General features: G+C 52.8%; 22 protein-coding genes and 7 tRNA genes. 26 read left to right on the top strand and 3 right to left on the bottom strand.

The annotated features are described in order from the left end of the window. The first annotated feature begins 156 nt into the window (after positions 1-156). The 9 genes from nagD (at position 157) to RYZ59_RS10390 (ending at position 3,804) form a co-directional block, all read left to right on the top strand. Positions 157-909, top strand: coding sequence for a ribonucleotide monophosphatase NagD (gene nagD, locus RYZ59_RS10430; RefSeq protein WP_137345352.1), 753 nt, complete (start codon positions 157-159; stop codon positions 907-909). A gap of 300 nt (positions 910-1,209) precedes the next feature. After that, a complete protein-coding gene (gene asnB, locus RYZ59_RS10425) occupies positions 1,210-2,874 on the top strand; it encodes an asparagine synthase B (RefSeq protein ID WP_202039142.1) in 1,665 nt (554 codons plus the stop codon). A gap of 223 nt (positions 2,875-3,097) precedes the next feature. Next, positions 3,098-3,174: transfer RNA gene (locus RYZ59_RS10420), tRNA-Met, on the top strand. Positions 3,175-3,182: 8 nt separating this feature from the next. Next, positions 3,183-3,267: transfer RNA gene (locus RYZ59_RS10415), tRNA-Leu, on the top strand. A gap of 23 nt (positions 3,268-3,290) precedes the next feature. Then, positions 3,291-3,365 (top strand) — tRNA-Gln (locus RYZ59_RS10410). Between the two features lie 37 nt (positions 3,366-3,402). After that, a tRNA-Gln gene (locus tag RYZ59_RS10405) sits at positions 3,403-3,477 on the top strand. A gap of 21 nt (positions 3,478-3,498) precedes the next feature. Then, a tRNA-Met gene (locus RYZ59_RS10400) sits at positions 3,499-3,575 on the top strand. Positions 3,576-3,618: 43 nt separating this feature from the next. After that, a tRNA-Gln gene (locus RYZ59_RS10395) sits at positions 3,619-3,693 on the top strand. Between the two features lie 36 nt (positions 3,694-3,729). Beyond that, positions 3,730-3,804: transfer RNA gene (locus RYZ59_RS10390), tRNA-Gln, on the top strand. Between the two features lie 120 nt (positions 3,805-3,924). Here the strand turns inward: RYZ59_RS10390 and ubiF are convergent. Further along, the gene (gene ubiF / locus RYZ59_RS10385) at positions 3,925-5,100 is read right to left on the bottom strand and encodes a 3-demethoxyubiquinol 3-hydroxylase (protein WP_318047858.1); all 1,176 of its coding nucleotides are present in this window, start codon (positions 5,098-5,100) and stop codon (positions 3,925-3,927) included. A gap of 145 nt (positions 5,101-5,245) precedes the next feature. On the opposite strand from ubiF, the gene miaB reads away from it, so the two are divergent. The 10 genes from miaB (at position 5,246) to rihA (ending at position 15,589) form a co-directional block, all read left to right on the top strand. Further along, on the top strand, positions 5,246-6,676 hold the full coding sequence (miaB, locus tag RYZ59_RS10380) for a tRNA (N6-isopentenyl adenosine(37)-C2)-methylthiotransferase MiaB (RefSeq protein ID WP_318047860.1): 1,431 nt from the start codon (positions 5,246-5,248) through the stop codon (positions 6,674-6,676). A 206-nt stretch (positions 6,677-6,882) separates the two neighbouring features. Then, on the top strand, positions 6,883-7,929 hold the full coding sequence (locus RYZ59_RS10375; RefSeq protein WP_019076268.1) for a PhoH family protein: 1,047 nt from the start codon (positions 6,883-6,885) through the stop codon (positions 7,927-7,929). Then, complete coding sequence (gene ybeY, locus RYZ59_RS10370; RefSeq protein ID WP_318047862.1) at positions 7,926-8,393, top strand: rRNA maturation RNase YbeY; 468 nt, start codon at positions 7,926-7,928, stop codon at positions 8,391-8,393. The genes RYZ59_RS10375 and ybeY overlap by 4 nt, the downstream gene beginning before the upstream one ends. Positions 8,394-8,490: 97 nt before the next feature. Further along, the gene (gene corC / locus RYZ59_RS10365) at positions 8,491-9,369 is read left to right on the top strand and encodes a CNNM family magnesium/cobalt transport protein CorC (protein WP_318047863.1); all 879 of its coding nucleotides are present in this window, start codon (positions 8,491-8,493) and stop codon (positions 9,367-9,369) included. Positions 9,370-9,393: 24 nt separating this feature from the next. After that, entirely contained in the window at positions 9,394-10,932 is a 1,539-nt protein-coding gene (gene lnt / locus RYZ59_RS10360; protein ID WP_318047865.1) for an apolipoprotein N-acyltransferase, read from the top strand. Between the two features lie 394 nt (positions 10,933-11,326). Continuing rightward, positions 11,327-12,235 (top strand): amino acid ABC transporter substrate-binding protein, encoded by a 909-nt coding sequence (locus tag RYZ59_RS10355; RefSeq protein WP_271441578.1) that lies wholly within the window; start codon positions 11,327-11,329, stop codon positions 12,233-12,235. Between the two features lie 162 nt (positions 12,236-12,397). Further along, complete coding sequence (gltJ, locus tag RYZ59_RS10350) at positions 12,398-13,138, top strand: glutamate/aspartate ABC transporter permease GltJ (protein WP_137384502.1); 741 nt, start codon at positions 12,398-12,400, stop codon at positions 13,136-13,138. Next, complete coding sequence (gene gltK / locus RYZ59_RS10345) at positions 13,138-13,812, top strand: glutamate/aspartate ABC transporter permease GltK (RefSeq protein ID WP_271449864.1); 675 nt, start codon at positions 13,138-13,140, stop codon at positions 13,810-13,812. Before gltJ ends, gltK begins: the two co-directional genes overlap by 1 nt. Then, positions 13,812-14,537: a glutamate/aspartate ABC transporter ATP-binding protein GltL gene (gltL, locus tag RYZ59_RS10340; protein WP_042309800.1), complete on the top strand. Its 726-nt coding sequence runs from the start codon at positions 13,812-13,814 to the stop codon at positions 14,535-14,537. The genes gltK and gltL overlap by 1 nt, the downstream gene beginning before the upstream one ends. A 116-nt stretch (positions 14,538-14,653) precedes the next feature. Continuing rightward, the gene (gene rihA / locus RYZ59_RS10335) at positions 14,654-15,589 is read left to right on the top strand and encodes a pyrimidine-specific ribonucleoside hydrolase RihA (protein ID WP_318047872.1); all 936 of its coding nucleotides are present in this window, start codon (positions 14,654-14,656) and stop codon (positions 15,587-15,589) included. 96 nt (positions 15,590-15,685) lie between these two features. On the opposite strand, the gene RYZ59_RS10330 is transcribed toward rihA, so the two are convergent. Next, positions 15,686-16,168, bottom strand: coding sequence for a zinc ribbon-containing protein (locus RYZ59_RS10330; protein WP_096757892.1), 483 nt, complete (start codon positions 16,166-16,168; stop codon positions 15,686-15,688). A gap of 235 nt (positions 16,169-16,403) precedes the next feature. Between RYZ59_RS10330 and leuS the strand changes: the two genes are divergently transcribed. From leuS to nadD, 4 genes are read left to right on the top strand one after another with little or no spacing between them, the layout of a single operon-like run. Next, positions 16,404-18,986, top strand: a complete 2,583-nt coding sequence (gene leuS, locus RYZ59_RS10325; protein ID WP_318047877.1) for a leucine--tRNA ligase — start codon at positions 16,404-16,406, stop codon at positions 18,984-18,986. Positions 18,987-19,000: 14 nt separating this feature from the next. Beyond that, positions 19,001-19,594, top strand: a complete 594-nt coding sequence (gene lptE, locus RYZ59_RS10320) for an LPS assembly lipoprotein LptE (RefSeq protein ID WP_271441574.1) — start codon at positions 19,001-19,003, stop codon at positions 19,592-19,594. Continuing rightward, a complete protein-coding gene (holA, locus tag RYZ59_RS10315; RefSeq protein ID WP_202039152.1) occupies positions 19,594-20,625 on the top strand; it encodes a DNA polymerase III subunit delta in 1,032 nt (343 codons plus the stop codon). The genes lptE and holA overlap by 1 nt, the downstream gene beginning before the upstream one ends. 1 nt (position 20,626) lies before the next feature. Next, the gene (nadD, locus tag RYZ59_RS10310; RefSeq protein ID WP_318047938.1) at positions 20,627-21,268 is read left to right on the top strand and encodes a nicotinate-nucleotide adenylyltransferase; all 642 of its coding nucleotides are present in this window, start codon (positions 20,627-20,629) and stop codon (positions 21,266-21,268) included. Here the strand turns inward: nadD and cobD are convergent. After that, on the bottom strand, positions 21,243-22,337 hold the full coding sequence (cobD, locus tag RYZ59_RS10305) for a threonine-phosphate decarboxylase CobD (protein WP_318047880.1): 1,095 nt from the start codon (positions 22,335-22,337) through the stop codon (positions 21,243-21,245). The two genes, nadD and cobD, sit on opposite strands and share 26 nt — an antisense overlap. Before the next feature lie 96 nt (positions 22,338-22,433). On the opposite strand from cobD, the gene RYZ59_RS10300 reads away from it, so the two are divergent. From RYZ59_RS10300 to rlmH, 3 genes are all read left to right on the top strand, one after another. Beyond that, positions 22,434-23,045, top strand: a complete 612-nt coding sequence (locus tag RYZ59_RS10300) for an adenosylcobalamin/alpha-ribazole phosphatase (RefSeq protein ID WP_318047882.1) — start codon at positions 22,434-22,436, stop codon at positions 23,043-23,045. A 255-nt stretch (positions 23,046-23,300) separates the two neighbouring features. After that, positions 23,301-23,618 (top strand): ribosome silencing factor, encoded by a 318-nt coding sequence (gene rsfS / locus RYZ59_RS10295; protein WP_003022728.1) that lies wholly within the window; start codon positions 23,301-23,303, stop codon positions 23,616-23,618. A 3-nt stretch (positions 23,619-23,621) separates the two neighbouring features. Beyond that, positions 23,622-24,089 (top strand): 23S rRNA (pseudouridine(1915)-N(3))-methyltransferase RlmH, encoded by a 468-nt coding sequence (gene rlmH, locus RYZ59_RS10290; protein ID WP_003022725.1) that lies wholly within the window; start codon positions 23,622-23,624, stop codon positions 24,087-24,089. Positions 24,090-24,098: the final 9 nt, after the last annotated feature.

Genomic DNA, 24,098 nt, shown 5'->3' with positions numbered 1-24,098 from the left:
TAGGGGTGAGGCCGCTTGGCCGAATAACGCGGCGACGCAGCGAATCCCCTGGAGCGTACACCAGTACGTGACTGGGGTGAGCGAGGAAAGCCGACGCACATGCAACTTGAAGTATGACGGGTATATAAGACTCATAACGAATTCCCTGGGTAGTTCATGACTATTAAGAATGTAATTTGTGATATCGACGGCGTGCTGATGCACGATAATGTTGCCGTACCCGGTGCAGCAGAATTTCTGACCGGCATTCTGGAGAAAGGTTTACCGTTAGTCCTGCTGACGAACTACCCTTCGCAGACCGGGCAAGATCTGGCAAACCGCTTCGCCACCGCGGGTGTGAATGTCCCCGATAGCGTCTTTTATACTTCCGCCATGGCTACTGCTGATTTTCTCCGTCGCCAGGAAGGGAAAAAAGCCTACGTGGTGGGTGAAGGCGCGTTAATCCATGAGCTGTATAAAGCTGGCTTTACTATTACCGACGTTAACCCTGATTTTGTCATTGTCGGAGAGACCCGTTCGTACAACTGGGACATGATGCATAAAGCGGCTTACTTTGTGGCTAACGGCGCACGTTTTATCGCCACTAACCCGGATACCCACGGTCGCGGCTTTTACCCTGCCTGTGGTGCGCTCTGCGCCGGTATTGAGAAGATCTCCGGCCGTAAGCCGTTTTATGTCGGCAAACCCAGCCCGTGGATTATTCGCGCGGCACTCAACAAAATGCAGGCGCACTCAGAAGAAACGGTCATTGTTGGCGACAACCTGCGCACCGATATTCTGGCAGGTTTCCAGGCGGGTCTGGAAACTATCCTGGTTCTGTCTGGCGTATCCAAGCTTGACGATATTGACAACATGCCATTCAGACCAAGCTGGATCTATCCCTCCGTTGCAGAGATTGATGTGATTTGATCCCAGGCCGGATAAGACGCACGCGCGTCATCATCCGGCAATGTTGCGGCGCGAATACCGGATGATGGTGTAAGCGCCTTATTCGGCCCACAGAAATACCCCCATCTAATAAAATTGCCATTTTATTGATGATTCATCAATAAATGCGCTCATTACGTAATCTTTTTTCACCATTCAACAATCATCATTGAGTTTTTTATTTTCAGCCCACCAAACTCCTTGCGCCCCCAGCGGCTTTGCGGCATTTTCTTTATCAAGCAAACATAAAAAGCATCACGCAACAGGTTAACGGAGAAGGTTATGTGTTCTATTTTTGGCGTATTCGATATTAAAACTGACGCAGTTGAACTGCGTAAAAAGGCTCTGGAATTGTCCCGTCTGATGCGCCATCGCGGCCCGGACTGGTCTGGCATTTACGCCAGCGATAACGCCATTCTGGCGCACGAACGTCTGTCTATTGTCGACGTCAACGCCGGCGCTCAGCCGCTGTATAACGTGAAGAAAACACATATCCTGGCCGTTAACGGTGAGATTTATAACCATCAGGCGCTGCGTGCCGAATACGGCGATCGCTATCAGTTCCAGACTGGTTCTGACTGCGAAGTGATCCTTGCGCTGTATCAGGAAAAAGGTCCAGAGTTTCTGGATGACCTGCAAGGCATGTTTGCCTTCGCACTGTACGACAGCGAGCAGGACGCTTACCTGATTGGCCGCGATCACATCGGCATCATCCCGCTGTATATGGGTTACGACGAGCACGGTAACTTCTATGTTGCGTCTGAAATGAAAGCGCTGGTTCCTGTATGCCGCACGATCAAAGAATTCCCGGCCGGTAGCTATTTGTGGAGTAAAGACGGCGAAATTCGTCAGTATTACCAGCGTGACTGGTTTGATTACGATGCAGTAAAAGACAACGTTACGGATAAAAACGAGCTGCGTCAGGCGCTGGAAGATGCCGTGAAAAGTCACCTGATGTCCGATGTTCCTTACGGCGTGCTGTTATCCGGCGGTCTGGACTCCTCCGTGATTTCCGCCATCACGAAAAAGTATGCGGCGCGTCGTGTAGAAGATCAGGAGCGCAGTGAAGCGTGGTGGCCGCAACTGCACTCTTTCGCGGTTGGCCTCGAAGGCGCACCGGACCTGAAAGCCGCGCAGGAAGTGGCAAACCACCTTGGTACTGTCCACCATGAGATCCATTTCACCGTGCAGGAAGGTCTGGATGCTATTCGCGACGTGATTTATCACATTGAAACTTATGATGTCACCACCATCCGCGCCTCCACGCCGATGTACTTAATGTCGCGTAAAATTAAAGCGATGGGCATTAAAATGGTGTTATCGGGCGAAGGGTCAGACGAAGTGTTTGGCGGCTATCTCTACTTCCACAAAGCGCCAGACGCGAAAGAGTTGCATGAAGAAACCGTGCGTAAACTGCAGGCGCTGCACATGTTCGACTGCGCCCGTGCCAACAAAGCAATGTCTGCCTGGGGTGTCGAAGCCCGTGTGCCTTTCCTGGACAAAAAATTCCTTGATGTGGCAATGCGCATCAACCCACAGGACAAAATGTGCGGCAACGGAAAAATGGAAAAACATGTCCTGCGCGAGTGTTTTGAATCGTATCTGCCGGCAAGCGTAGCGTGGCGTCAGAAAGAGCAGTTCTCTGACGGCGTCGGTTACAGCTGGATTGACACGCTGAAAGAAGTCGCTGCAGAGCAAGTTTCCGACCAACAACTGGAAACCGCCAGCTTCCGCTTCCCGTATAACACGCCATCATCTAAAGAAGCGTATTTGTATCGTGAGATTTTTGAGGAACTGTTCCCGGTTGCCAGCGCGGCTGAATGCGTGCCTGGCGGGCCGTCGGTTGCCTGTTCTTCAGCAAAAGCCATTGAATGGGATGAAGCGTTTAAAACCATGAACGATCCGTCTGGCCGTGCGGTTGGCGTGCATCAGTCCGCGTATAAATAAGTCAATCCTTAGAAAAGAGCCCTGCAGGGCTCTTTTTTTATGTCGATTTAGCGCGTGAAAAAACAATTAATAACTAATAATTGCCGAATATTGCGTCATGCTGTTCGCAACCTAACCAAACAGTCACATTCCAGCTATTTTCAATGAAAAAGGGGTTGACGCTTCAAGGCTCAATACGCATAATGCGCCCCGCAACGCCGATAAGGTTACGCGAAAAAAAGATGGCTACGTAGCTCAGCTGGTTAGAGCACATCACTCATAATGATGGGGTCACAGGTTCGAATCCCGTCGTAGCCACCATCTTTTTTGCGGGAGTGGCGAAATTGGTAGACGCACCAGATTTAGGTTCTGGCGCCGCAAGGTGTGCGAGTTCAAGTCTCGCCTCCCGCACCATTCACCCGTAAGCGTTGCACGGATGGGGTATCGCCAAGCGGTAAGGCACCGGTTTTTGATACCGGCATTCCCTGGTTCGAATCCAGGTACCCCAGCCATTTTTTCTTCGATATAGCGGTTCACCGCGACGGTCATTGGGGTATCGCCAAGCGGTAAGGCACCGGTTTTTGATACCGGCATTCCCTGGTTCGAATCCAGGTACCCCAGCCATCGAAGAATATGATAGTATCAGGCTACGTAGCTCAGCTGGTTAGAGCACATCACTCATAATGATGGGGTCACAGGTTCGAATCCCGTCGTAGCCACCATATTAAGGACGTATCGACTCGTTCGGTAAATCCAAAAAATTGTTGGGGTATCGCCAAGCGGTAAGGCTCTGGTTTCTGATACCAGCATTCCGAGGTTCGAATCCTCGTACCCCAGCCAATTTCAAAAAGTCGTCCACTCTGTGGGTGCACCCGTTGGGGTATCGCCAAGCGGTAAGGCTCTGGTTTCTGATACCAGCATTCCGAGGTTCGAATCCTCGTACCCCAGCCATATTAAAAAAGCTCGCTTCGGCGAGCTTTTTGCTTTTCTAACGTCGGGTGACGGCAAGCCTTACCCGGCCTACATGAACTGTAGGCCTGATAAGCGTAGCGCCATCAGGCACCACCCGAGCTACAACCCTAGCGCATACTTCAGCGCCTGGCGTTTCAGCACGCCTGCGCGCTCTGCAGCCATGAGTCCAAGATTACGCATGATGCGCAGCGGTTGCAGGTTATTACTGAACCCGGCGTAGAACAAATCCATGCCGCTCTGCATGATGAAATTATCGGTCATGCGGCGATTCTGATAGCGTTTCAGTACCGGCTGGCTGGCCCAGGACTCACCGTAGCTGCGGGCATTCACCAGCACGTCAATCAGTGCATCGACATCGCGAAATCCCAGATTTACGCCCTGCCCCGCCAAGGGATGAATGGTATGCGCTGCATCACCGACCAACGCCAGTCCCGGCTGGACATACTGCAACGCATGACGACGTGTCAGCGGAAATGCGCCTGCAGCCACAGGCAACACGTTACCCAGTCGCGATGGGAAATGTTTGCCTATCTCTGTCTGGAGTTGCGCCATGCTTAAGCTTTGTAACTGACGGATACGCGCCGGGGTGTCGTACCACACCAGCGAAGCCCAGTCGTCGAACAACGGTAAAAAGGCACGCGGACCGTCAGGGGTAAACTGCTGCCAGGTGCTGTCTCCGGGTGCGTTTTCACACTGGACAGTTATCAGCATACAAGATTGCGCGTATTGCCAGGCATGGATGCCAATCCCGGCCATTTTGCGTACCTGAGAGTTGGCACCATCAGCACCGATCACCAGCTTCGCAGTGATTTTTTCACCATCTGCCAGCTCAAGTTCATGCCGGTCATTATGTCGATGTAAAGAAACCAGCGATGTGGGCACGCGCAACGTCACTTTAGGATGAGCCTCCAGCGCCTGCCAGAGCGCTTGTTGCAGGACGGTATTCTCCACCATGTAACCCAACAACGGCAGCTTAAGCTCCGCAGCATCAAACACCACATGGGCATTTTCCCATTCCCACGTCTCCAGCCGACGATAAGGATGGCTGCGCATCCCCTGCACCGTATCCCAGACGCCCAGCCCTTTAAGCAGCGATACCGAGGCGGAACTGATGGCCGAAATTCGCACATCCGGCTGTCCGTCAGCCACAAACGGCGCGGGCACGGCATGCTCGATAACCGTTACCGTAAATCCGTGCTGCGCCAGCCCCAGCGCCAGCGCGCCGCCGACCATCCCCCCGCCGACAATGGCAATTTCCGTTGGTTGATTTGTCATGGTCAATCATCCTGTTACCTGTATTGTGTAAGTTTACAGGATTTTTTACCCCTTGAGGCTGACATCCGTCATACTGGTCACAACCGCGCCAAAGCAGTACACTATGCGCCCTGCATTTCAGCCACAATTTCGCAAGAGCAAGTCGATGACCAAAAAACTCCATATTAAAACCTGGGGCTGTCAGATGAACGAATACGATTCATCGAAGATGGCCGATCTGCTGGATGCCACTCACGGGTATCAACTGACCGACGTGGCGGAAGAAGCGGATGTGCTGCTGCTGAATACCTGCTCAATCCGCGAGAAGGCTCAGGAAAAAGTCTTCCATCAATTAGGTCGCTGGAAGCTCTTAAAAGAGAAAAATCCCGATCTCATCATTGGTGTTGGTGGCTGCGTGGCATCTCAGGAAGGCGACCATATTCGCCAACGCGCACACTACGTCGATATTATTTTCGGGCCGCAAACTCTGCATCGTCTGCCGGAAATGATCAACAAAGTGCGCGGTAGCAATACCCGTAGCCCGGTGGTAGATATCAGCTTCCCGGAGATCGAAAAGTTCGATCGTCTGCCGGAACCGCGTGCCGAAGGACCAAGCGCGTTTGTGTCCATCATGGAAGGCTGCAATAAATATTGTACTTACTGCGTGGTGCCCTACACCCGTGGTGAAGAAGTCAGCCGCCCGGCGGATGATATCCTGTTTGAAATCGCCCAGCTTGCGGCGCAAGGCGTACGTGAAGTTAACCTGCTGGGGCAAAACGTCAACGCCTGGCGCGGTGAAAACTACGACGGCACCATCGGTTCGTTCGCGGATTTACTCCGTCTGGTCGCGGCAATCGACGGCATTGACCGTATCCGCTTTACCACCAGCCATCCGATCGAGTTCACCGATGACATCGTTGAGGTCTACCGTGATACGCCAGAGCTGGTAAGCTTCCTGCACCTGCCGGTACAGAGCGGTTCGGATCGCGTGCTGAACCTGATGGGCCGTACCCATACCGCGCTGGAATACAAAGCGATCATCCGTAAACTGCGCGCAGCACGTCCGGATATCCAGATTAGCTCCGACTTCATCGTCGGCTTCCCGGGTGAAACCACCCAAGATTTCGAGCAGACCATGAAGCTGATCGCTGATGTCAATTTCGACATGAGTTACAGCTTTATCTTCTCTGCGCGCCCAGGCACTCCGGCAGCCGATATGGTCGACGATGTGCCGGAAGAAGAGAAAAAACAGCGTCTGTACATCCTGCAGGAGCGTATTAACCAGCAAGCCATGGCCTGGAGCCGTCGTATGCTTGGCACGACTCAGCGTATTCTGGTAGAAGGTACATCGCGTAAGAGCATCATGGAGCTGTCAGGTCGTACCGAAAATAACCGCGTGGTGAACTTCGAAGGCACCCCGGAAATGATCGGTAAGTTTGTGGATGTTGAAATTACCGATGTCTGGACGAACTCCCTGCGTGGCAAAGTCGTGCGTACTGAAGACAAAATGGGCCTGCGCATCGCAGAAACCCCGGAGTCAGTGATCGCACGTACCCGTAAAGAAAACGATCTGGGTGTCGGTATTTATCAGCCGTAATCCTGCTGAAATACGCAAATAATGCCCGATGGCGCTGCGCTTATCGGGCCTACACTTCCAGGCTCGCTGCTCCGGCGGGCCTTGTAATCTGCCCTGTCATCCCCATATTTATCGCAATGCTTGCGCCTTTCCCCCATGGCGTGAATAATTTCCTTAGATGCCGGTAAATGTTCAACGTCCGGCGAGACATGCATAAGAGGAACAGTTTGAACATAGACACTCGCGAAATCACCCTTGAACCCGCAGACAATGCCCGCCTGTTGAGCCTTTGCGGTCCATTTGATGACAACATCAAACAACTGGAGCGTCGTCTCGGCATCGAAATTAACCGCCGCGATAACCACTTCAAACTGACCGGTCGTCCAATTTGTGTCACCGCTGCGGCAGATATTTTACGCAGCCTGTATGTCGATACGGCCCCAATGCGCGGCCAGACACAGGACATCGAGCCAGAACAAATTCATCTGGCGATTAAAGAAGCGCGTGTGCTTGAACAGAGCGCAGACAGCGTGCCGGAGTTTGGCAAAGCGGTGAATATCAAAACCAAGCGCGGCGTCATTAAACCGCGTACGCCGAACCAGGCCCAGTACATCGCCAATATTCTTGACCACGACATTACCTTCGGCGTTGGCCCGGCAGGTACCGGTAAAACGTACCTTGCGGTTGCTGCTGCCGTCGATGCGCTAGAGCGTCAGGAGATCCGCCGTATTCTGCTAACCCGTCCGGCGGTTGAAGCCGGTGAAAAACTGGGTTTCCTGCCAGGCGATCTGAGCCAGAAAGTCGATCCGTATTTGCGTCCACTGTATGACGCGCTGTTCGAAATGCTGGGTTTTGAAAAGGTCGAGAAGCTGATTGAGCGTAACGTCATTGAGGTCGCACCGTTGGCCTATATGCGCGGGCGTACGTTAAACGATGCGTTCATCATTCTTGATGAGAGCCAGAACACCACCATCGAACAGATGAAAATGTTTCTGACCCGTATCGGCTTTAATTCCAAAGCCGTCATTACCGGGGACATCACGCAGATTGACCTGCCGCGTAGCACCAAATCTGGCCTGCGTCATGCCATTGAAGTGCTGGCCGAAGTCGATGAGATTAGCTTTAATTTCTTCCATAGCGAAGACGTGGTACGCCACCCGGTTGTTGCCCGTATCGTGACGGCATATGAAGCCTGGGAAGAAGCAGAACAGAAACGCAAAGCCGAGCTGGCGGCAGAACGCAAGCGCGAAGCTCAGGAGCAAGAACAAAAATGAGTCAAGTTATTCTCGATTTACAGCTGGCATGCGAAAACGAATCCGGTTTGCCACCAGAAAGTCAGTTTCAGACATGGCTGGATGCCGTGATCCCGCAGTTTCAGGAAGAGTCAGAGGTCACGATTCGTTTGGTCGATGACGCTGAAAGCCACGAGCTGAACCTGACCTATCGCGGGAAAGATAAATCAACCAACGTGCTCTCTTTCCCGTTTGAAGCGCCTCCGGGCATTGAAATGCCGCTGCTGGGCGATCTGGTCATCTGCCGTCAGGTGGTTGAGCAAGAAGCTCAAGAACAAGGCAAACCGCTTGAAGCCCACTGGGCGCATATGGTGGTACACGGTAGCCTGCATTTATTGGGCTACGACCATATTGAAGATGAAGAAGCAGAAGAGATGGAATCCCTCGAAACAGAGATTATGCTTGCTCTGGGCTATGAGGATCCGTACATTGCCGAGAAAGAATAACCTGTACCGGTAAAGTCGGTGACAGGCCACGACGTCAGGCACTGAGTTTACGTGCCTTGCGCTATCGATTAACTAACATGAGAACCCATACGACGCCATGAGCGACGACAATTCACACAGTAGTGACACGTTAACCAGCAAAAAGGGATTTTTTTCCCTGTTACTGAGCCAACTTTTCCACGGTGAACCGAAAAACCGTGACGAACTGTTGGAGCTGATCCGTGATTCCGGGCAGAACGACCTTATCGATGAAGATACGCGCGATATGCTCGAAGGGGTGATGGACATTGCGGACCAGCGCGTTCGCGACATCATGATCCCCCGCTCTCAGATGATTACCCTGAAACGCAACCAGACTCTGGACGAATGCCTTGATGTCATTATCGAGTCTGCCCACTCGCGTTTTCCGGTGATCAGCGAAGACAAAGATCACATTGAAGGGATTCTGATGGCCAAGGATCTGCTGCCCTTTATGCGCAGCGATGCCGAAGCGTTCAGCATGGAGAAAGTGTTACGCCAGGCGGTTGTTGTCCCTGAGAGCAAGCGTGTTGATCGCATGCTGAAAGAGTTCCGCTCTCAGCGGTACCATATGGCTATCGTTATCGACGAGTTCGGCGGCGTGTCTGGTCTGGTGACCATCGAAGACATTCTTGAGCTGATCGTTGGTGAAATTGAAGATGAGTACGACGAAGAAGACGATATCGATTTCCGCCAGCTCAGCCGTCACACCTGGACCATTCGCGCGCTGGCGCCGATTGAAGACTTCAACGACGCCTTCGGTACCCACTTTAGCGACGAAGAAGTTGATACCATTGGCGGGCTGGTTATGCAGGCCTTTGGTCATTTACCCGCTCGCGGTGAGATCATCGACATTGATGGTTACCAGTTCAAAGTGGCGATGGCTGACAGCCGTCGTATTATTCAGGTTCATGTCAGAATTCCGGACGACTCACCCCAGCCCAAACTGGACGAATAAACCCGAAACTGGATCATAGACTACATGGCATTTGCCCCATTAATTGAACGCCAGCGCATGCGCCTGCTGCTGGCGTTATTATTCGGTGCCTGCGGGACGCTGGCGTTCTCTCCGTATGACATCTGGCCCGCCGCGATTATTTCGCTGATGGGTCTGCAGGCCCTCACCCTCAACCGCCGTCCACTCCAGTCTGCTGTCATTGGCTACTTCTGGGGAATGGGGCTGTTTGGTTCAGGCATCAACTGGGTCTACGTCAGCATCGCGCAATTTGGCGGCATGCCGGGGCCGGTAAACGTTTTTCTCGTGGTTCTGCTTGCCGCCTACCTGTCGCTCTATACCGGTCTGTTTGCTGGCATTCTGTCGCGTCTGTGGCCGAAAACCAGCTGGATTCGGGTAGCGATCGCCGCGCCGGTTATCTGGCAGATAACTGAATTCCTGCGCGGCTGGGTCCTGACCGGCTTCCCATGGTTGCAGTTTGGCTACAGCCAAATTGATGGCCCGCTGAAAGGGCTTGCACCGGTAATGGGCGTAGAAGCAATCAACTTCCTGTTGATGATAGTCAGCGGCCTGCTGGTACTGGCGTTAGCCAGCCGTAACTGGCGTCCGCTGGTCGTGGCCGTGATACTTTTCGCACTGCCCTTCCCGCTACGTTATATCCAGTGGTATACGCTGGAACCTGAAAAAACCACGCAGGTATCGATGGTGCAAGGTGACATTCCACAGTCGCTGAAGTGGGATGAGGGCCAGCTGCTTAACACGCTGAAGATTTACCTTGATGCTACAGAGCAAGAGATGGGTAAATCGCAGCTGATTATCTGGCCGGAGTCTGCAATCCCGGATCTGGAAATTAATCAGCAGCGTTTCCTGGGCATGATGGATGACCTGCTGAAATCCAAAAACAGCACGCTGATCACCGGTATTGTCGACGCTCGCCTCAACAAGCAGAACCGTTACGATACCTACAACACCATCATTACGCTGGGTAAAGACAGTCCGTACAGTTATGACTCGACCAATCGCTATAACAAAAATCACCTCGTCCCATTTGGTGAGTTTGTTCCGCTGGAATCGATTCTGCGCCCGTTAGCACCGTTTTTTGATCTGCCGATGTCGTCATTCAGCCGTGGGCCATATGTTCAGCCCCAGCTCCATGCGCATGGTTTCAAACTGACAGCGGCAATCTGCTACGAAATTATTCTTGGCGAACAGGTACGCGATAACTTCCGCCCGGATACGGACTATCTGCTGACCATCTCTAACGATGCCTGGTTCGGTAAGTCGATCGGTCCGTGGCAGCATTTCCAGATGGCACGTATGCGTTCTCTGGAGCTGGCACGCCCGCTGCTGCGTAGCACCAATAACGGTATTACCGCGGTGATTGGCCCGCAGGGGGAGATTCAGGCGATGATCCCGCAGTTTACCCGTCAGGTACTGACCACCAGCGTTACGCCGACCACGGGCTTAACCCCTTATGCCCGTACCGGTAACTGGCCGCTGTGGCTGCTTACCGCGCTGTTTGGTTTCGGTGCGGTGGTGATGAGCCTGCGCCAGCGCCGCCGTTAAATTCGCAGGCCGGATAAGGCGGTACGCCGCCGCCCGGCCATCATGCTTCCTCCGCCGGATGGCGCTGCGCTTATCCGGCCTACTCCTCTCTCCTCACCCATTCTGGCACGCCTATTGCTTTGTTATACAAGGCAAACGCTGTTTTGGCTGCATGTGCAACCTGGTCGCACCAAAGTTGAGCGAAGGTAGCACCTGAAAAGTGCAACAGGATATTTTTGCCCCCAAATGGTGCGGCGCACTTCGCAAAAATAAACAATAACACAGCAAATTCTTTACATTCATCCAAACTAAATGTTAACAAACATATACAAGACTGCACGTTTAAGTAGCAAACAATAACAACATCACAATAGGTATCAATGCGTCACCGGCGCAGACGATAAAGGAGTTGGATATGCAATTACGTAAGCTCGCCACAGCCATGCTGGTTATGGGAATGTCCGCTGGTCTGGCGCACGCAGAAGACGCAGCACCAGCGGCAGGCAGCACGCTGGATAAGATCGCTAAAAATGGCGTAATCGTCGTCGGACACCGTGAATCCTCGGTACCGTTTTCTTACTACGATAATCAGCAAAAAGTGGTCGGCTATTCACAGGATTACTCCAACGCAATTGTTGACGCTGTGAAGAAAAAGCTGAACAAGCCTGACCTGCAGGTGAAACTGATCCCAATTACCTCTCAGAACCGTATTCCGCTGTTGCAAAATGGCACCTTCGACTTTGAGTGTGGTTCCACCACCAACAACGTTGAGCGCCAGAAGCAAGCGGCTTTCTCTGACACTATTTTCGTTGTCGGCACCCGTCTGCTGGCGAAAAAAGGTGGCGATATCAAAGATTTCCCTGACCTGAAAGGGAAAGCGGTCGTCGTCACTTCCGGTACTACCTCAGAAGTGCTGCTGCACAAACTGAACGAAGAACAAAAAATGGATATGCGCATCATCAGCGCGAAAGACCACGGTGACTCTTTCCGCACCCTGGAAAGTGGTCGCGCCGTTGCTTTTATGATGGATGACGCCCTGCTGGCTGGCGAGCGCGCGAAAGCGAAGAAACCGGACAACTGGGAGATCGTCGGCAAGCCGCAATCTCAGGAAGCTTACGGCTGTATGCTGCGTAAAGACGATGCTGAATTCAAAAAGCTGATGGATGACACCATTGCCCAGGCTCAGACTTCAGGCGAGGCGGAAAAATGGTTTGATAAGTGGTTTAAAAACCCAATTCCGCCGAAGAACCTGAACATGAATTTTGAACTGTCAGACGAAATGAAGGCTCTGTTCAAATCACCGAATGATAAAGCGCTTAACTAACTAAAATAAATGGGGCGAGTTCACCTTGCCCTCTCGATTGTTACTTGGCACGGACAGACTATAAGCCTGATGGTCGTTCCCCATCAGGCCTGAAAACCGCTAAACGCTGAATAACAATCTTCGAGGGTAGCGCTGCTACCCTTTTTTTTCTGGAGTAGATTTATGTCTATAGACTGGAACTGGGGTATTTTTTTACAACAGGCCCCGTTCGGCAACACCACCTATCTTGGCTGGCTCTGGAGCGGTTTCCAGGTCACTGTCGCATTATCCATCACCGCCTGGATTATCGCTTTCCTGGTGGGTTCGTTATTCGGCATCTTACGTACCGTTCCGAACCGTTTCCTTTCCGGGATCGGCACGCTGTATGTCGAGCTCTTTCGTAACGTACCGCTGATCGTTCAATTTTTTACCTGGTACCTGGTCGTGCCTGAACTGCTGCCGGAAAACATTGGCATGTGGTTTAAGTCAGAGCTGGACCCTAACATCCAGTTCTTCCTTTCCTCCATGATTTGTCTGGGACTGTTTACCGCCGCACGCGTTTGTGAGCAGGTTCGAGCCGCGATTCAATCACTGCCTCGCGGGCAGAAAAACGCCGCACTGGCGATGGGGCTAACGCTGCCACAGGCCTATCGCTATGTTTTGCTGCCAAACGCCTACCGTGTGATTGTGCCGCCAATGACCTCAGAGATGATGAACCTGGTGAAGAACTCAGCCATCGCCTCAACCATCGGTCTGGTCGATATGGCGGCACAGGCGGGGAAACTGCTGGATTACTCTGCCCACGCATGGGAATCGTTTACGGCTATCACCCTTGCCTACGTCTTGATTAACGCCTTTATTATGCTGGTGATGAATTTCGTCGAACGTAAAATCCGCCTGCCTGGCAATTTAGGAGGCAAATAATGTACGAATTTGACTGGAGTTCTATCGTCCCTTCCCTGCCATTTTTGTTGGATGGGCTGCTCATCACGCTGAAAATCACCGTTACCGCGGTTGTCATCGGTATCGTGTGGGGTACCCTCCTGGCAGTCATGCGACTGTCGAGCTTTGCGCCGATTTCCTGGTTTGCAAAGATCTACGTCAACGTATTCCGCTCCATCCCTCTGGTCATGGTGCTGCTGTGGTTCTACCTGATTGTGCCCGGTTTTCTGCAAAACGTGCTGGGGCTATCACCGAAAACCGATATTCGCCTGATCTCAGCGATGGTCGCGTTTTCGATGTTCGAAGCCGCCTACTACTCCGAGATTATCCGTGCAGGGATCCAGAGTATCTCTCGCGGACAGTCCAGCGCTGCGCTGGCGCTAGGGATGACGCACTGGCAATCAATGAAACTCATCATATTGCCGCAGGCATTCCGCGCCATGGTTCCGCTGCTACTGACTCAGGGCATCGTACTGTTCCAGGATACCTCGCTGGTCTACGTATTGAGTCTGGCAGATTTCTTCCGCACCGCCTCCACTATTGGCGAGCGTGACGGTACACAGGTCGAAATGATCCTGTTCGCTGGCGCCGTTTATTTTGTATTCAGTCTGAGCGCATCGTTGTTGGTCAGCTATTTGAAGAAAAGGACAGTTTAATGATTACCCTGAAAAATGTTTCTAAATGGTATGGTCACTTTCAGGTGCTGACCGACTGCTCCACGGAAGTGAAAAAAGGAGAAGTGGTGGTGGTCTGTGGCCCGTCAGGCTCCGGTAAATCCACACTTATCAAGACGGTAAACGGCCTGGAACCCGTCCAGCAGGGCATCATCACGGTTGACGGCACCGTCGTAAATGACAAGAAAACCGATCTGGCCAAACTGCGCTCCCGCGTCGGCATGGTGTTCCAGCACTTTGAGCTGTTCCCCCATTTGTCGATTATCGAGAACCTGACGTTAGCCCAGGTCAAAGTGCTTAAACGCGATAAAGCGCCTGCACGGGCAAAAGCGCAAAAGCTGCTTGAACGCGTCGGTCTGGCGGCGCATGCCGAGAAGTTTCCGGCACAACTCTCAGGGGGTCAGCAACAACGTGTCGCTATCGCCCGGGCGCTGTGTATGGACCCTATCGCCATGCTGTTTGACGAGCCGACGTCCGCACTGGACCCAGAAATGATCAACGAAGTACTGGACGTTATGGTTGAGCTGGCTAATGAAGGGATGACCATGATGGTGGTTACCCACGAAATGGGCTTTGCGCGGAAAGTGGCGAACCGGGTGATCTTTATGGATGAAGGGAAAATTGTTGAAGACTCACCGAAAGAGGAGTTCTTCGCTAATCCAAAATCGGACCGCGCCAAAGACTTCCTCGCGAAAATATTGCACTGATCATACTGGCGCGTACCTTCAGGTGCGCGCTACCTCACGCTTTATACCTTCACTTCTCGAATCATGTACAGCCCAGCGTTAACCTTGTCACAAAGTCCCACTTACAAGGAGCAACAATGGCACTTCCCATTCTGTTTGATTGCGATCCAGGTCATGACGACGCTATCGCAATTGTTCTCGCCCTCGCCTCACCTGAGCTGGACGTGAAAGCGATAACCTCTTCTGCCGGTAACCAGACACCCGATAAAACGCTACGTAACGTGTTGCGCATGTTGACGCTGCTTAACCGTACCGATATTCCTGTAGCTGGCGGAGCGCTAAAACCATTGATGCGCAATCTGATTATCGCCGACAACGTGCACGGTGAAAGCGGCCTGGATGGTCCTGCGCTACCGGAGCCCGCTTTTGCTCCACAGGCCTGTACTGCCGTTGAATTGATGGCAAAAACCCTACGCGAGAGTCATGAGCCGGTAACGATTGTCTCCACCGGGCCGCAAACGAACGTGGCGTTGCTGCTGAACAGTCATCCTGAACTGCACGCAAAGATCGCCCGAATCGTTATCATGGGTGGCGCAATGGGTCTCGGGAACTGGACGCCCGCGGCAGAGTTCAATATTTATGTTGATCCTGAGGCGGCCGAAATCGTGTTCCAGTCGGGAATTCCGGTAGTGATGGCGGGACTTGACGTCACACATAAAGCACAAATTCATCGTGAAGATACGGAACGGTTCCGTGCGATTGGGAATCCCATTTCCACCATTGTCGCTGAGTTGCTGGACTTTTTCTTCGAGTATCACAAAGACGAGAAATGGGGATTTGTCGGCGCACCGCTGCACGACCCATGCACCATTGCCTGGCTGCTGAAACCTGAGCTGTTTACTACCGTTGAGCGCTGGGTAGGCGTGGAGACGCAGGGCAAATATACCCAGGGAATGACCGTGGTGGACTATTACTTCCTGAGCGGAAATAAGCCAAATGCCACCGTGATGGTGGACGTTGATCGCCAGGGGTTTGTCAATCTGCTGGCGGAGCGTCTGAAGTTTTACGCCTAAAACACACCGGATGGCACTAACGCTTTTCCGGCCTACCAAATCGTGCAATTTGTAGGCAGGATAAGACGCTTTGCGTCGCCATCCGGCAATAAGCGATTACGGTTCAAACGGCCGGCGCTGGAACTGATCGTGTCCGCATTTCGGACACAACGGCAGCACATCCGGGGTGTAAACCGCTAAATGGAAATGACACTTCTCGCAGACCAGATTTCCCAGTCCCACCACCTCGCCACTGTGATAAACCCCATGATGGCTAAGATCCTGAAATACCTCGCGCCATTCAAGCTGCGTTTTGTCGGTGATATCGGCCAGTTCTTGCCAGATACTCTCCTTGATAACCCGCATAAAGACGCTGTCGGTCTCCTCATCAAGGCTCTCTTCATAGCTAAGAGCGAACTCCTCCAGGTCACGTCTCACGGCCCGGGTGAGCTCTTCCACCTCGGTTCGGGTTAACTCCCCGGTTTGCATAACTCGCTGACGTGCCTGGTCCACCAGCGCATCGATATCGCGTTCACCATTGCGCAGACGTTCACTCAGTGACGTCACCAGTTCACGGTAATATTGAGCAACCTTGTTCATCGCTTCGCCTCCTGGGTCGTTAACTGTCTATAATAATAGACGTTATTTACGCTACGCTTTGCAAGACTGTCCACAGAGTGTGTAAATTCGTGCAAGAATTATCCTTGCGGGAATTCAACGCTGAATGCGCGAAAGGCTGTTTTGACGCGGGCGTTTGGGCTATGCTATGCGGATCTGAAACACCACATCTAGAGCTACGTTTGTAGCTGTATTGAAAACAGGACCACTGGCTGCCATGCAAGAGCAATACCGCCCGGAAGAGATAGAATCCAAAGTACAGCTTCACTGGGATGAGAAGCGCACATTTGAAGTTACCGAAGACGAGAGCAAAGAGAAGTATTACTGCCTGTCTATGCTTCCCTATCCTTCTGGTCGACTACACATGGGCCACGTACGTAACTACACCATCGGTGACGTGATCGCCCGCTATCAGCGCATGCTGGGCAAAAACGTACTGCAGCCCATTGGCTGGGATGCGTTCGGTCTGCCTGCTGAAGGCGCAGCGGTTAAAAACAACACCGCACCGGCACCGTGGACGTACGACAACATCGCTTACATGAAAAACCAGCTCAAAATGCTGGGCTTTGGTTACGACTGGAGCCGTGAGCTGGCGACCTGCACCCCGGAATACTACCGTTGGGAACAAAAGTTCTTCACCGAGCTGTACAAAAAAGGTCTGGTATACAAGAAAACCTCTGCGGTGAACTGGTGCCCGAACGACCAGACCGTACTGGCGAACGAACAGGTTATCGACGGCTGCTGCTGGCGTTGCGATACCAAAGTCGAGCGTAAAGAAATCCCACAGTGGTTCATCAAAATCACCGCTTACGCTGACGAACTGCTGCGTGACCTGGATAACCTGGATCACTGGCCTGACACCGTTAAAACAATGCAGCGTAACTGGATTGGCCGTTCTGAAGGCGTGGAAATCACCTTCGATGTGAACGGTTACGACAACACGCTGACCGTTTACACCACTCGTCCGGACACCTTTATGGGTGCGACCTATCTGGCCGTTGCCGCAGGTCACCCGCTGGCGCAGAAAGCCGCTGCAAATAACCCAGAACTGGCGGCCTTCATTGACGAATGCCGCAACACCAAGGTTGCTGAAGCCGAAATGGCAACCATGGAGAAGAAAGGCGTCGATACCGGCTTTAAAGCCGTTCACCCGCTGACGGGCGAAGAGATCCCGGTTTGGGCAGCAAACTTTGTCCTGATGGAATACGGTACGGGTGCAGTGATGGCCGTTCCGGGTCACGATCAGCGCGATTACGAGTTTGCGACCAAGTATGGCCTGGCCATCAAGCCGGTAATTCTGACCGCTGAAGGCACAGAACCGGATCTGTCTGAACAGGCACTGACCGAAAAAGGCGTGCTGTTTAACTCCGGCGAGTTTGACGGCCTGGCCTTCGAAGACGCGTTCAACGCCATTGCCGACAAGCTGGTAGCGAAAGGCGTAGGTGAGCGTAAAGTGAACTACCGTCTGCGTGACTGGGGCGTTTCCCGTCAGCGTTACTGGGGTGCGCCAATCCCGATGGTCACGCTGGAAGACGGTACCGTACTGCCAACGCCAGAAGATCAACTGCCGGTGATTCTGCCGGAAGATGTCGTCATGGACGGTATCACCAGCCCGATCAAAGCCGATCCAGAGTGGGCGAAAACCACCGTTAACGGTATGCCTGCGCTGCGCGAAACCGACACCTTCGATACCTTTATGGAGTCCTCCTGGTACTACGCGCGCTATACCTGTCCACAGTATCAGGAAGGTATGCTGGACTCTAAGGCCGCCAACTACTGGCTGCCGGTTGATATCTACATTGGTGGTATTGAACACGCCATCATGCACCTGCTCTACTTCCGCTTCTTCCACAAACTGATGCGCGACGCGGGCATGGTGAACTCCGACGAACCGGCTAAACAGCTGCTGTGCCAGGGTATGGTGCTGGCAGATGCGTTCTACTACGTTGGCGCAAACGGCGAGCGTAACTGGGTTTCTCCGGTTGATGCGATCGTTGAGCGTGACGAAAAAGGCCGTATCGTTAAGGCCCGGGACGCACAAGGTCATGAACTGGTGTATACCGGCATGAGCAAAATGTCCAAGTCGAAAAATAACGGTATCGACCCGCAGGTGATGGTTGAACGTTACGGTGCGGATACCGTGCGTCTGTTCATGATGTTCGCCTCTCCGGCTGACATGACTCTGGAATGGCAAGAATCCGGCGTAGAAGGGGCAAACCGCTTCCTGAAACGTGTATGGAAGCTGGTTTACGAACATACTTCCAAAGGCGATGTTGCTGCCCTGAACGTTGATGCGTTGAGCGAAGACCAAAAAGCGCTGCGTCGTGACGTACACAAAACCATCGCGAAAGTGACTGATGATATCGGTCGTCGTCAGACCTTTAACACCGCGATTGCGGCGATTATGGAACTGATGAACAAGCTGGCAAAAGCATCGCAGGAAGACGAACAGGACAGAGCCCTGATGCAGGAAGCGCTGCTGGCCGTTGTGCGTATGCTTAACCCGTTCACCCCACACGTTTGCTTCACCTTGTGGCAAGCGCTGAAAGGCGAAGGCGATATCGACAATGCGCCGTGGCCTGTTGCTGACGAAAGCGCCATGGTCGAAGACTCCACGCTGATCGTGGTTCAGGTCAACGGCAAAGTCCGTGGTAAAATTACCGTTCCGGTAAACGCCACTGAAGAGCAGGTTCGTGAACGTGCTGGCCAGGAGCATCTGGTCGCAAAATATCTTGATGGCGTTACCGTACGTAAAGTGATTTATGTACCGGGTAAACTCCTCAATCTGGTCGTTGGCTAAGCGCGGGAGGAAGCGTGCGACATCTGACAACATTGTTGTTATCCCTGGTGGTGCTTGTCACCGCCGGGTGTGGCTGGCATCTGCGTAGTACTACGCAGGTTCCCCCCACGATGAAAACCATGATTCTGGTCACAGGTGATCCGAACGGCCCGTTAAGCCGTGCGGTGCGTAATCAGCTGCGTTTGAATGGCGTTACACTGCTGGAAGACAGCTCAACGCGCAAAGACGTACCGTCCTTACGCCTTGGTGCAGTCAGCATTTCGCAGGATACCGCGTCCGTGTTCCAGAACGGTCAAACCGCTGAATACCAGATGGTGATGTCCGTTAGTGCTTCAGTCCTGATCCCGGGCCATGATATTTACCCGATCAGCGCTAAAGTCTATCGTTCATTCTTCGACAACCCGCAAGCGGCACTGGCGAAGGATAACGAGCAGGAGATGATCGTTAAAGAGATGTACGACAAGGCGGCCGAGCAGTTGATTCGTAAACTGCCAAGCGTACATATTGCTGATGTTCAGTCATCCAGTGATGACGTCGAGCCTGCAGTGAAAACTGCAGCGCCAGCGTCCTCCTCTCCGGCGCGTGTTTCCACCACGCTGGGTAACTGATGCTCAAGTTGTACCCTGAACAACTCCGCGCACAGCTCAATGAAGGGCTGCGCGCGGCGTATTTATTACTGGGCAATGACCCCCTGTTGTTGCAGGAAAGCCAGGACATCGTCCGTATGGCTGCCGCCGCGCAAGGGTTCGAAGAACACCATACATTCACCCTCGATACCAGCACCGACTGGGGCGCAATCTTTTCCCTTTGCCAGGCGATGAGCCTGTTTGCCAGCCGTCAAACGTTACTCCTGCAGCTGCCAGAAAATGGCCCCAATGCTGCCATTAATGAACAACTTGCCTCGCTCGTCACGCTGTTACATGACGATCTGCTGCTTATTGTTCGTGGTAACAAGCTGACCAAAGCCCAGGAAAACGCCGCATGGTATACCGGACTGGCGAATAACGCGGTGATGGTCAGTTGCCAGACACCTGAACAGGCACAGCTTCCGCGTTGGGTAGCCGCAAGGGCGAAGCACCATAATCTGCAGCTGGATGACGCCGCCAACCAGCTCTTATGCTATTGCTACGAAGGCAATCTGTTAGCGTTAGCGCAGGCGCTGGAGCGGTTGTCGCTACTTTGGCCTGACGGTAAATTAACGCTGCCTCGTGTAGAACAAGCCGTTAACGATGCCGCGCACTTTACCCCCTTCCACTGGGTGGATGCGCTGCTGATGGGCAAAAGCAAGCGCGCGCTGCATATTCTGCAACAGCTTCGTCTTGAAGGCAGTGAACCCGTTATTTTGTTACGTACTCTGCAGCGGGAATTATTACTGCTGGTGAACCTGAAACGGCAGTCGGCCCATACCCCATTACGGGCATTGTTTGACAAACATCGGGTATGGCAAAATCGCCGTGGCATGATGGGAGACGCGTTAAACCGACTGACCCCCACGCAGTTACGTCAGGCGGTCACGCTGTTAACACGTACGGAAATTACGCTTAAACAAGACTATGGTCAGTCAGTGTGGGCGGAGCTTGAGGGACTTTCCCTGTTGCTTTGCCATAAATCACTGGCAGATGTTTTTATTGATGGTTGATATGAAATCATTGCAGGCTCTGTTCGGTGGCACCTTTGATCCGGTGCATTATGGTCATCTGAAACCCGTTGAAATTCTGGCGAATCTGATTGGCCTGTCTCGGGTCATTGTCATGCCCAATAACGTACCACCGCATCGTGCGCAACCGGAAGCCTCCAGCGCCCAGCGTAAACATATGCTTGAACTGGCCATTGCCGACAAACCTTTGTTTTCACTGGATGAACGCGAGCTAAAACGCGATACCGCCTCATACACGGCACAAACGCTGCAAGAGTGGCGCGTGGAACAAGGCCCGGATGCACCGCTGGCATTCATTATTGGCCAGGATTCACTGCTGACCTTTCCTTCCTGGCATGATTACGACACGATTCTGGGTAACACCCACCTCATCGTGTGCCGACGTCCGGGCTATCCGCTCGAAATGGCGCAGGAAAAGCACCAGCAGTGGCTGGAGGATCATCTGACCCATTCGCCAGATGACCTGCACAACCTGCCTTGTGGGAAAATTTATCTGGCTGAAACGCCGTGGTTTAACATCTCCGCCACGCTCATCCGTGAGCGTCTGGAAAAAGGCGAGCCGTGCGACGACCTGATGCCTGGCGCAGTGCTTGACTATATCAATCAGCAGGGGTTGTACCGCTAAGCACCTTGCGTAAAGCCGCCAACAGGCGGTTATTCTCTTCCTGGCTGCGAACGGCTACTCGATAATAGCGCGCATCCAGCCCCGGATAGTTGGCACAACTGCGAATCAAGACATGTTGTTCCAGCATTGCGTGTTGCAGATCAATATCCGCCCGCTCGCAGCGCAATAAACGATAATTTGCCCGGCCAGGATACACCGTCAGGCCGGGCAGTTCTTTCAACTGCCGATCAAACCTCGCGCCCTCTTGCTCCAGCCACTTCCACGTTGCCTGCTGATATGCGCTGTCGCGTAAAATAATCTCACCTGCCAGTGCAGCAAATGCGTTAATTGACCACGGCATTTGTCGACGGCGCATCTGTCCAACAACCTGTTCATTACTGTTGACCAGATACCCCAGACGCAGCCCCGGTATCGCATAGAACTTGGTGAGCGAGCGCAGTACCCAAATATGCGGGTTATCCCGAAGCAGTGGAATAAACCCCTGCTCCCCGGCAATAAAATCGATAAACGCTTCATCAAGGATCAGATCGATCCCAAGCCGTTCACAACGCGCGGCTATTTCGCGCAGCAGGCGGTTATCTGGCAGCAATCCGGTGGGGTTATTGGGCGTACAAAGAAACAGGCAGTCCAGCTCTGAGGTTAACGCATCGAGGATCGCATCAGTAAGCTGCCAGTCATCATCTTCGCGCAGCGCAAACTCATGGATCGTACAGTCTCCCCACTGCAGCGCCCGACGATATTCAGCAAACCCAGGCGTCACGATCATCGCATGGCGTGGTTTAAGACCTTGCACCAAAGTGAAAATCGACTCAGTCTCACCGTTTCCGGCAAGTATCCATGAGGCTGGAATCTGATGATGCTCCGCCAGCGCCGCATGCAGTTTAGCGTAATCAACATCCGGGTAACGCTCCGCGCAGTCCAGGTTGTCGACGATCGCGCGTTTTAAACTTGCCGGCATACCCAGCGGATTAATATTCGCGCTAAAATCCAGCAATTGTTCAGGCGAGATGCCCAACAGTTCGGCGGCTTCTCGGGTATTACCGCCATGCGCGCTCTTCAATAAAGACATCGTGCCGCTCCACGCAAAAAAAGGTATTTTAGTGAAAAATCTCTGCGCAATCAGGGCAAACATCATGTTTTGTGCGAATAACCTCAAGAGGAAAAAATGAGACTCTGGTTAGTACGTCATGGCGAAACTGAAGCCAATGTCGCTGGTTTATACAGCGGCCACGCCCCCACACCGCTAACGGAACGGGGGATCGCTCAGGCGCAAACACTGGGTACGCTTTTACGCAATGTCCCTGTCGACAACGTTCTGTGCAGCGAGTTGGAACGTGCCTGCCATACAACGCAGTTGATTTTAGGCGATCGCGAGATCCCTGTGCGCAACATGCCTGAACTTAATGAGATGTTCTTTGGCGACTGGGAAATGCGCCATCATCGCGATCTTGCACGTGAAGACGCTGAAAATTATGCCGTATGGTGTAATGACTGGCAGAACGCAACCCCAACCAATGGCGAAGGATTCCAGGCATTTTCACAGCGTGTTGAACGTTTCATTGCGCAGCTTGCTGATTACAAAGACAGTCAAAATCTGTTGGTGGTGAGTCATCAGGGCGTGCTGAGCGTGCTGGTGGCCCGGCTGCTGTCCATGCCCGCGGCCGCCATGTGGCACTTTCGCATCGAACAGGGTTGCTGGAGTGCAATTGATTTTTGTGACGACTTTGCGGTTCTGAAAGTTCTCAATAGTCGCGCCGTGTGGCACGAGGGTGAGTGAATGCACTGTTTTTTCTGCCGATGGGCCTCTCTCCCATTGACACCCTATGACAGGCTGCTATTCTCCGCAACCTGACTTTTCCCGCCTTTCAGAGCTTTGCAGAAATTGTTTTACAAAAATGGCGATGCATTCTGTTGCGTGGGGTGGGATGATAGCGCACCGCAAAAGCGCTTTCGGAGACATTTGTCCCGATATCGCCTCTGGTTCAGGTATACTAACAGACGTTTTTAACTCTTTTTCACCCAGGGGGAACACTTGCAGGGTAAAGCACTCCAGGATTTTGTAATCGACAAAATTGATGACCTGAAAGGTCAAGACATCATCGCCTTAGATGTTCAGGGCAAATCCAGTATCACCGATTGCATGATTATCTGCACTGGCACGTCCAGCCGCCATGTCATGTCTATCGCCGATCACGTTGTTCAGGAATCTCGCACCGCCGGTCTGCTGCCGCTTGGCGTAGAAGGCGAAAACGTAGCTGACTGGATCGTCGTCGATCTTGGCGATGTGATTGTCCACGTTATGCAGGAAGAGAGCCGTCGCCTGTATGAACTGGAAAAACTCTGGAGTTAATGCGTGAAGCTGCAACTTGTCGCCGTGGGTACGAAGATGCCTGACTGGGTGCAAACCGGTTTTACGGAGTACCTGCGCCGGTTTCCAAAAGACATGCCCTTTGAGCTGATTGAAATCCCGGCAGGAAAACGCGGCAAGAACGCGGACATTAAACGCATTCTCGACAAAGAGGGTGAACAGATGCTGGCCGCCGCAGGCAAAAACCGCATCGTCACCCTTGATATCCCTGGCAAACCCTGGGACACGCCACAACTGGCGACCGAGCTGGAACGCTGGAAACTGGATGGTCGTGACGTCAGTCTGTTGATTGGCGGACCGGAAGGGCTGTCCCCCGCCTGTAAAGCGGCTGCGGAGCAAAGCTGGTCACTCTCTGCATTAACCCTTCCCCACCCTCTTGTTCGGGTGCTGGTCGCAGAGAGTCTGTACAGGGCGTGGAGCATTACCACCAACCATCCTTATCACCGTGAGTGATCATTGATT

It is taken from the genome of Citrobacter sp. HN-141 (genome assembly GCF_033341895.1).
Lineage (GTDB): Bacteria > Pseudomonadota > Gammaproteobacteria > Enterobacterales > Enterobacteriaceae > Citrobacter.
The sequence above is the reverse complement of the archived record's forward strand: the minus strand, read 5'-3'. Positions and strand labels throughout refer to the sequence as shown.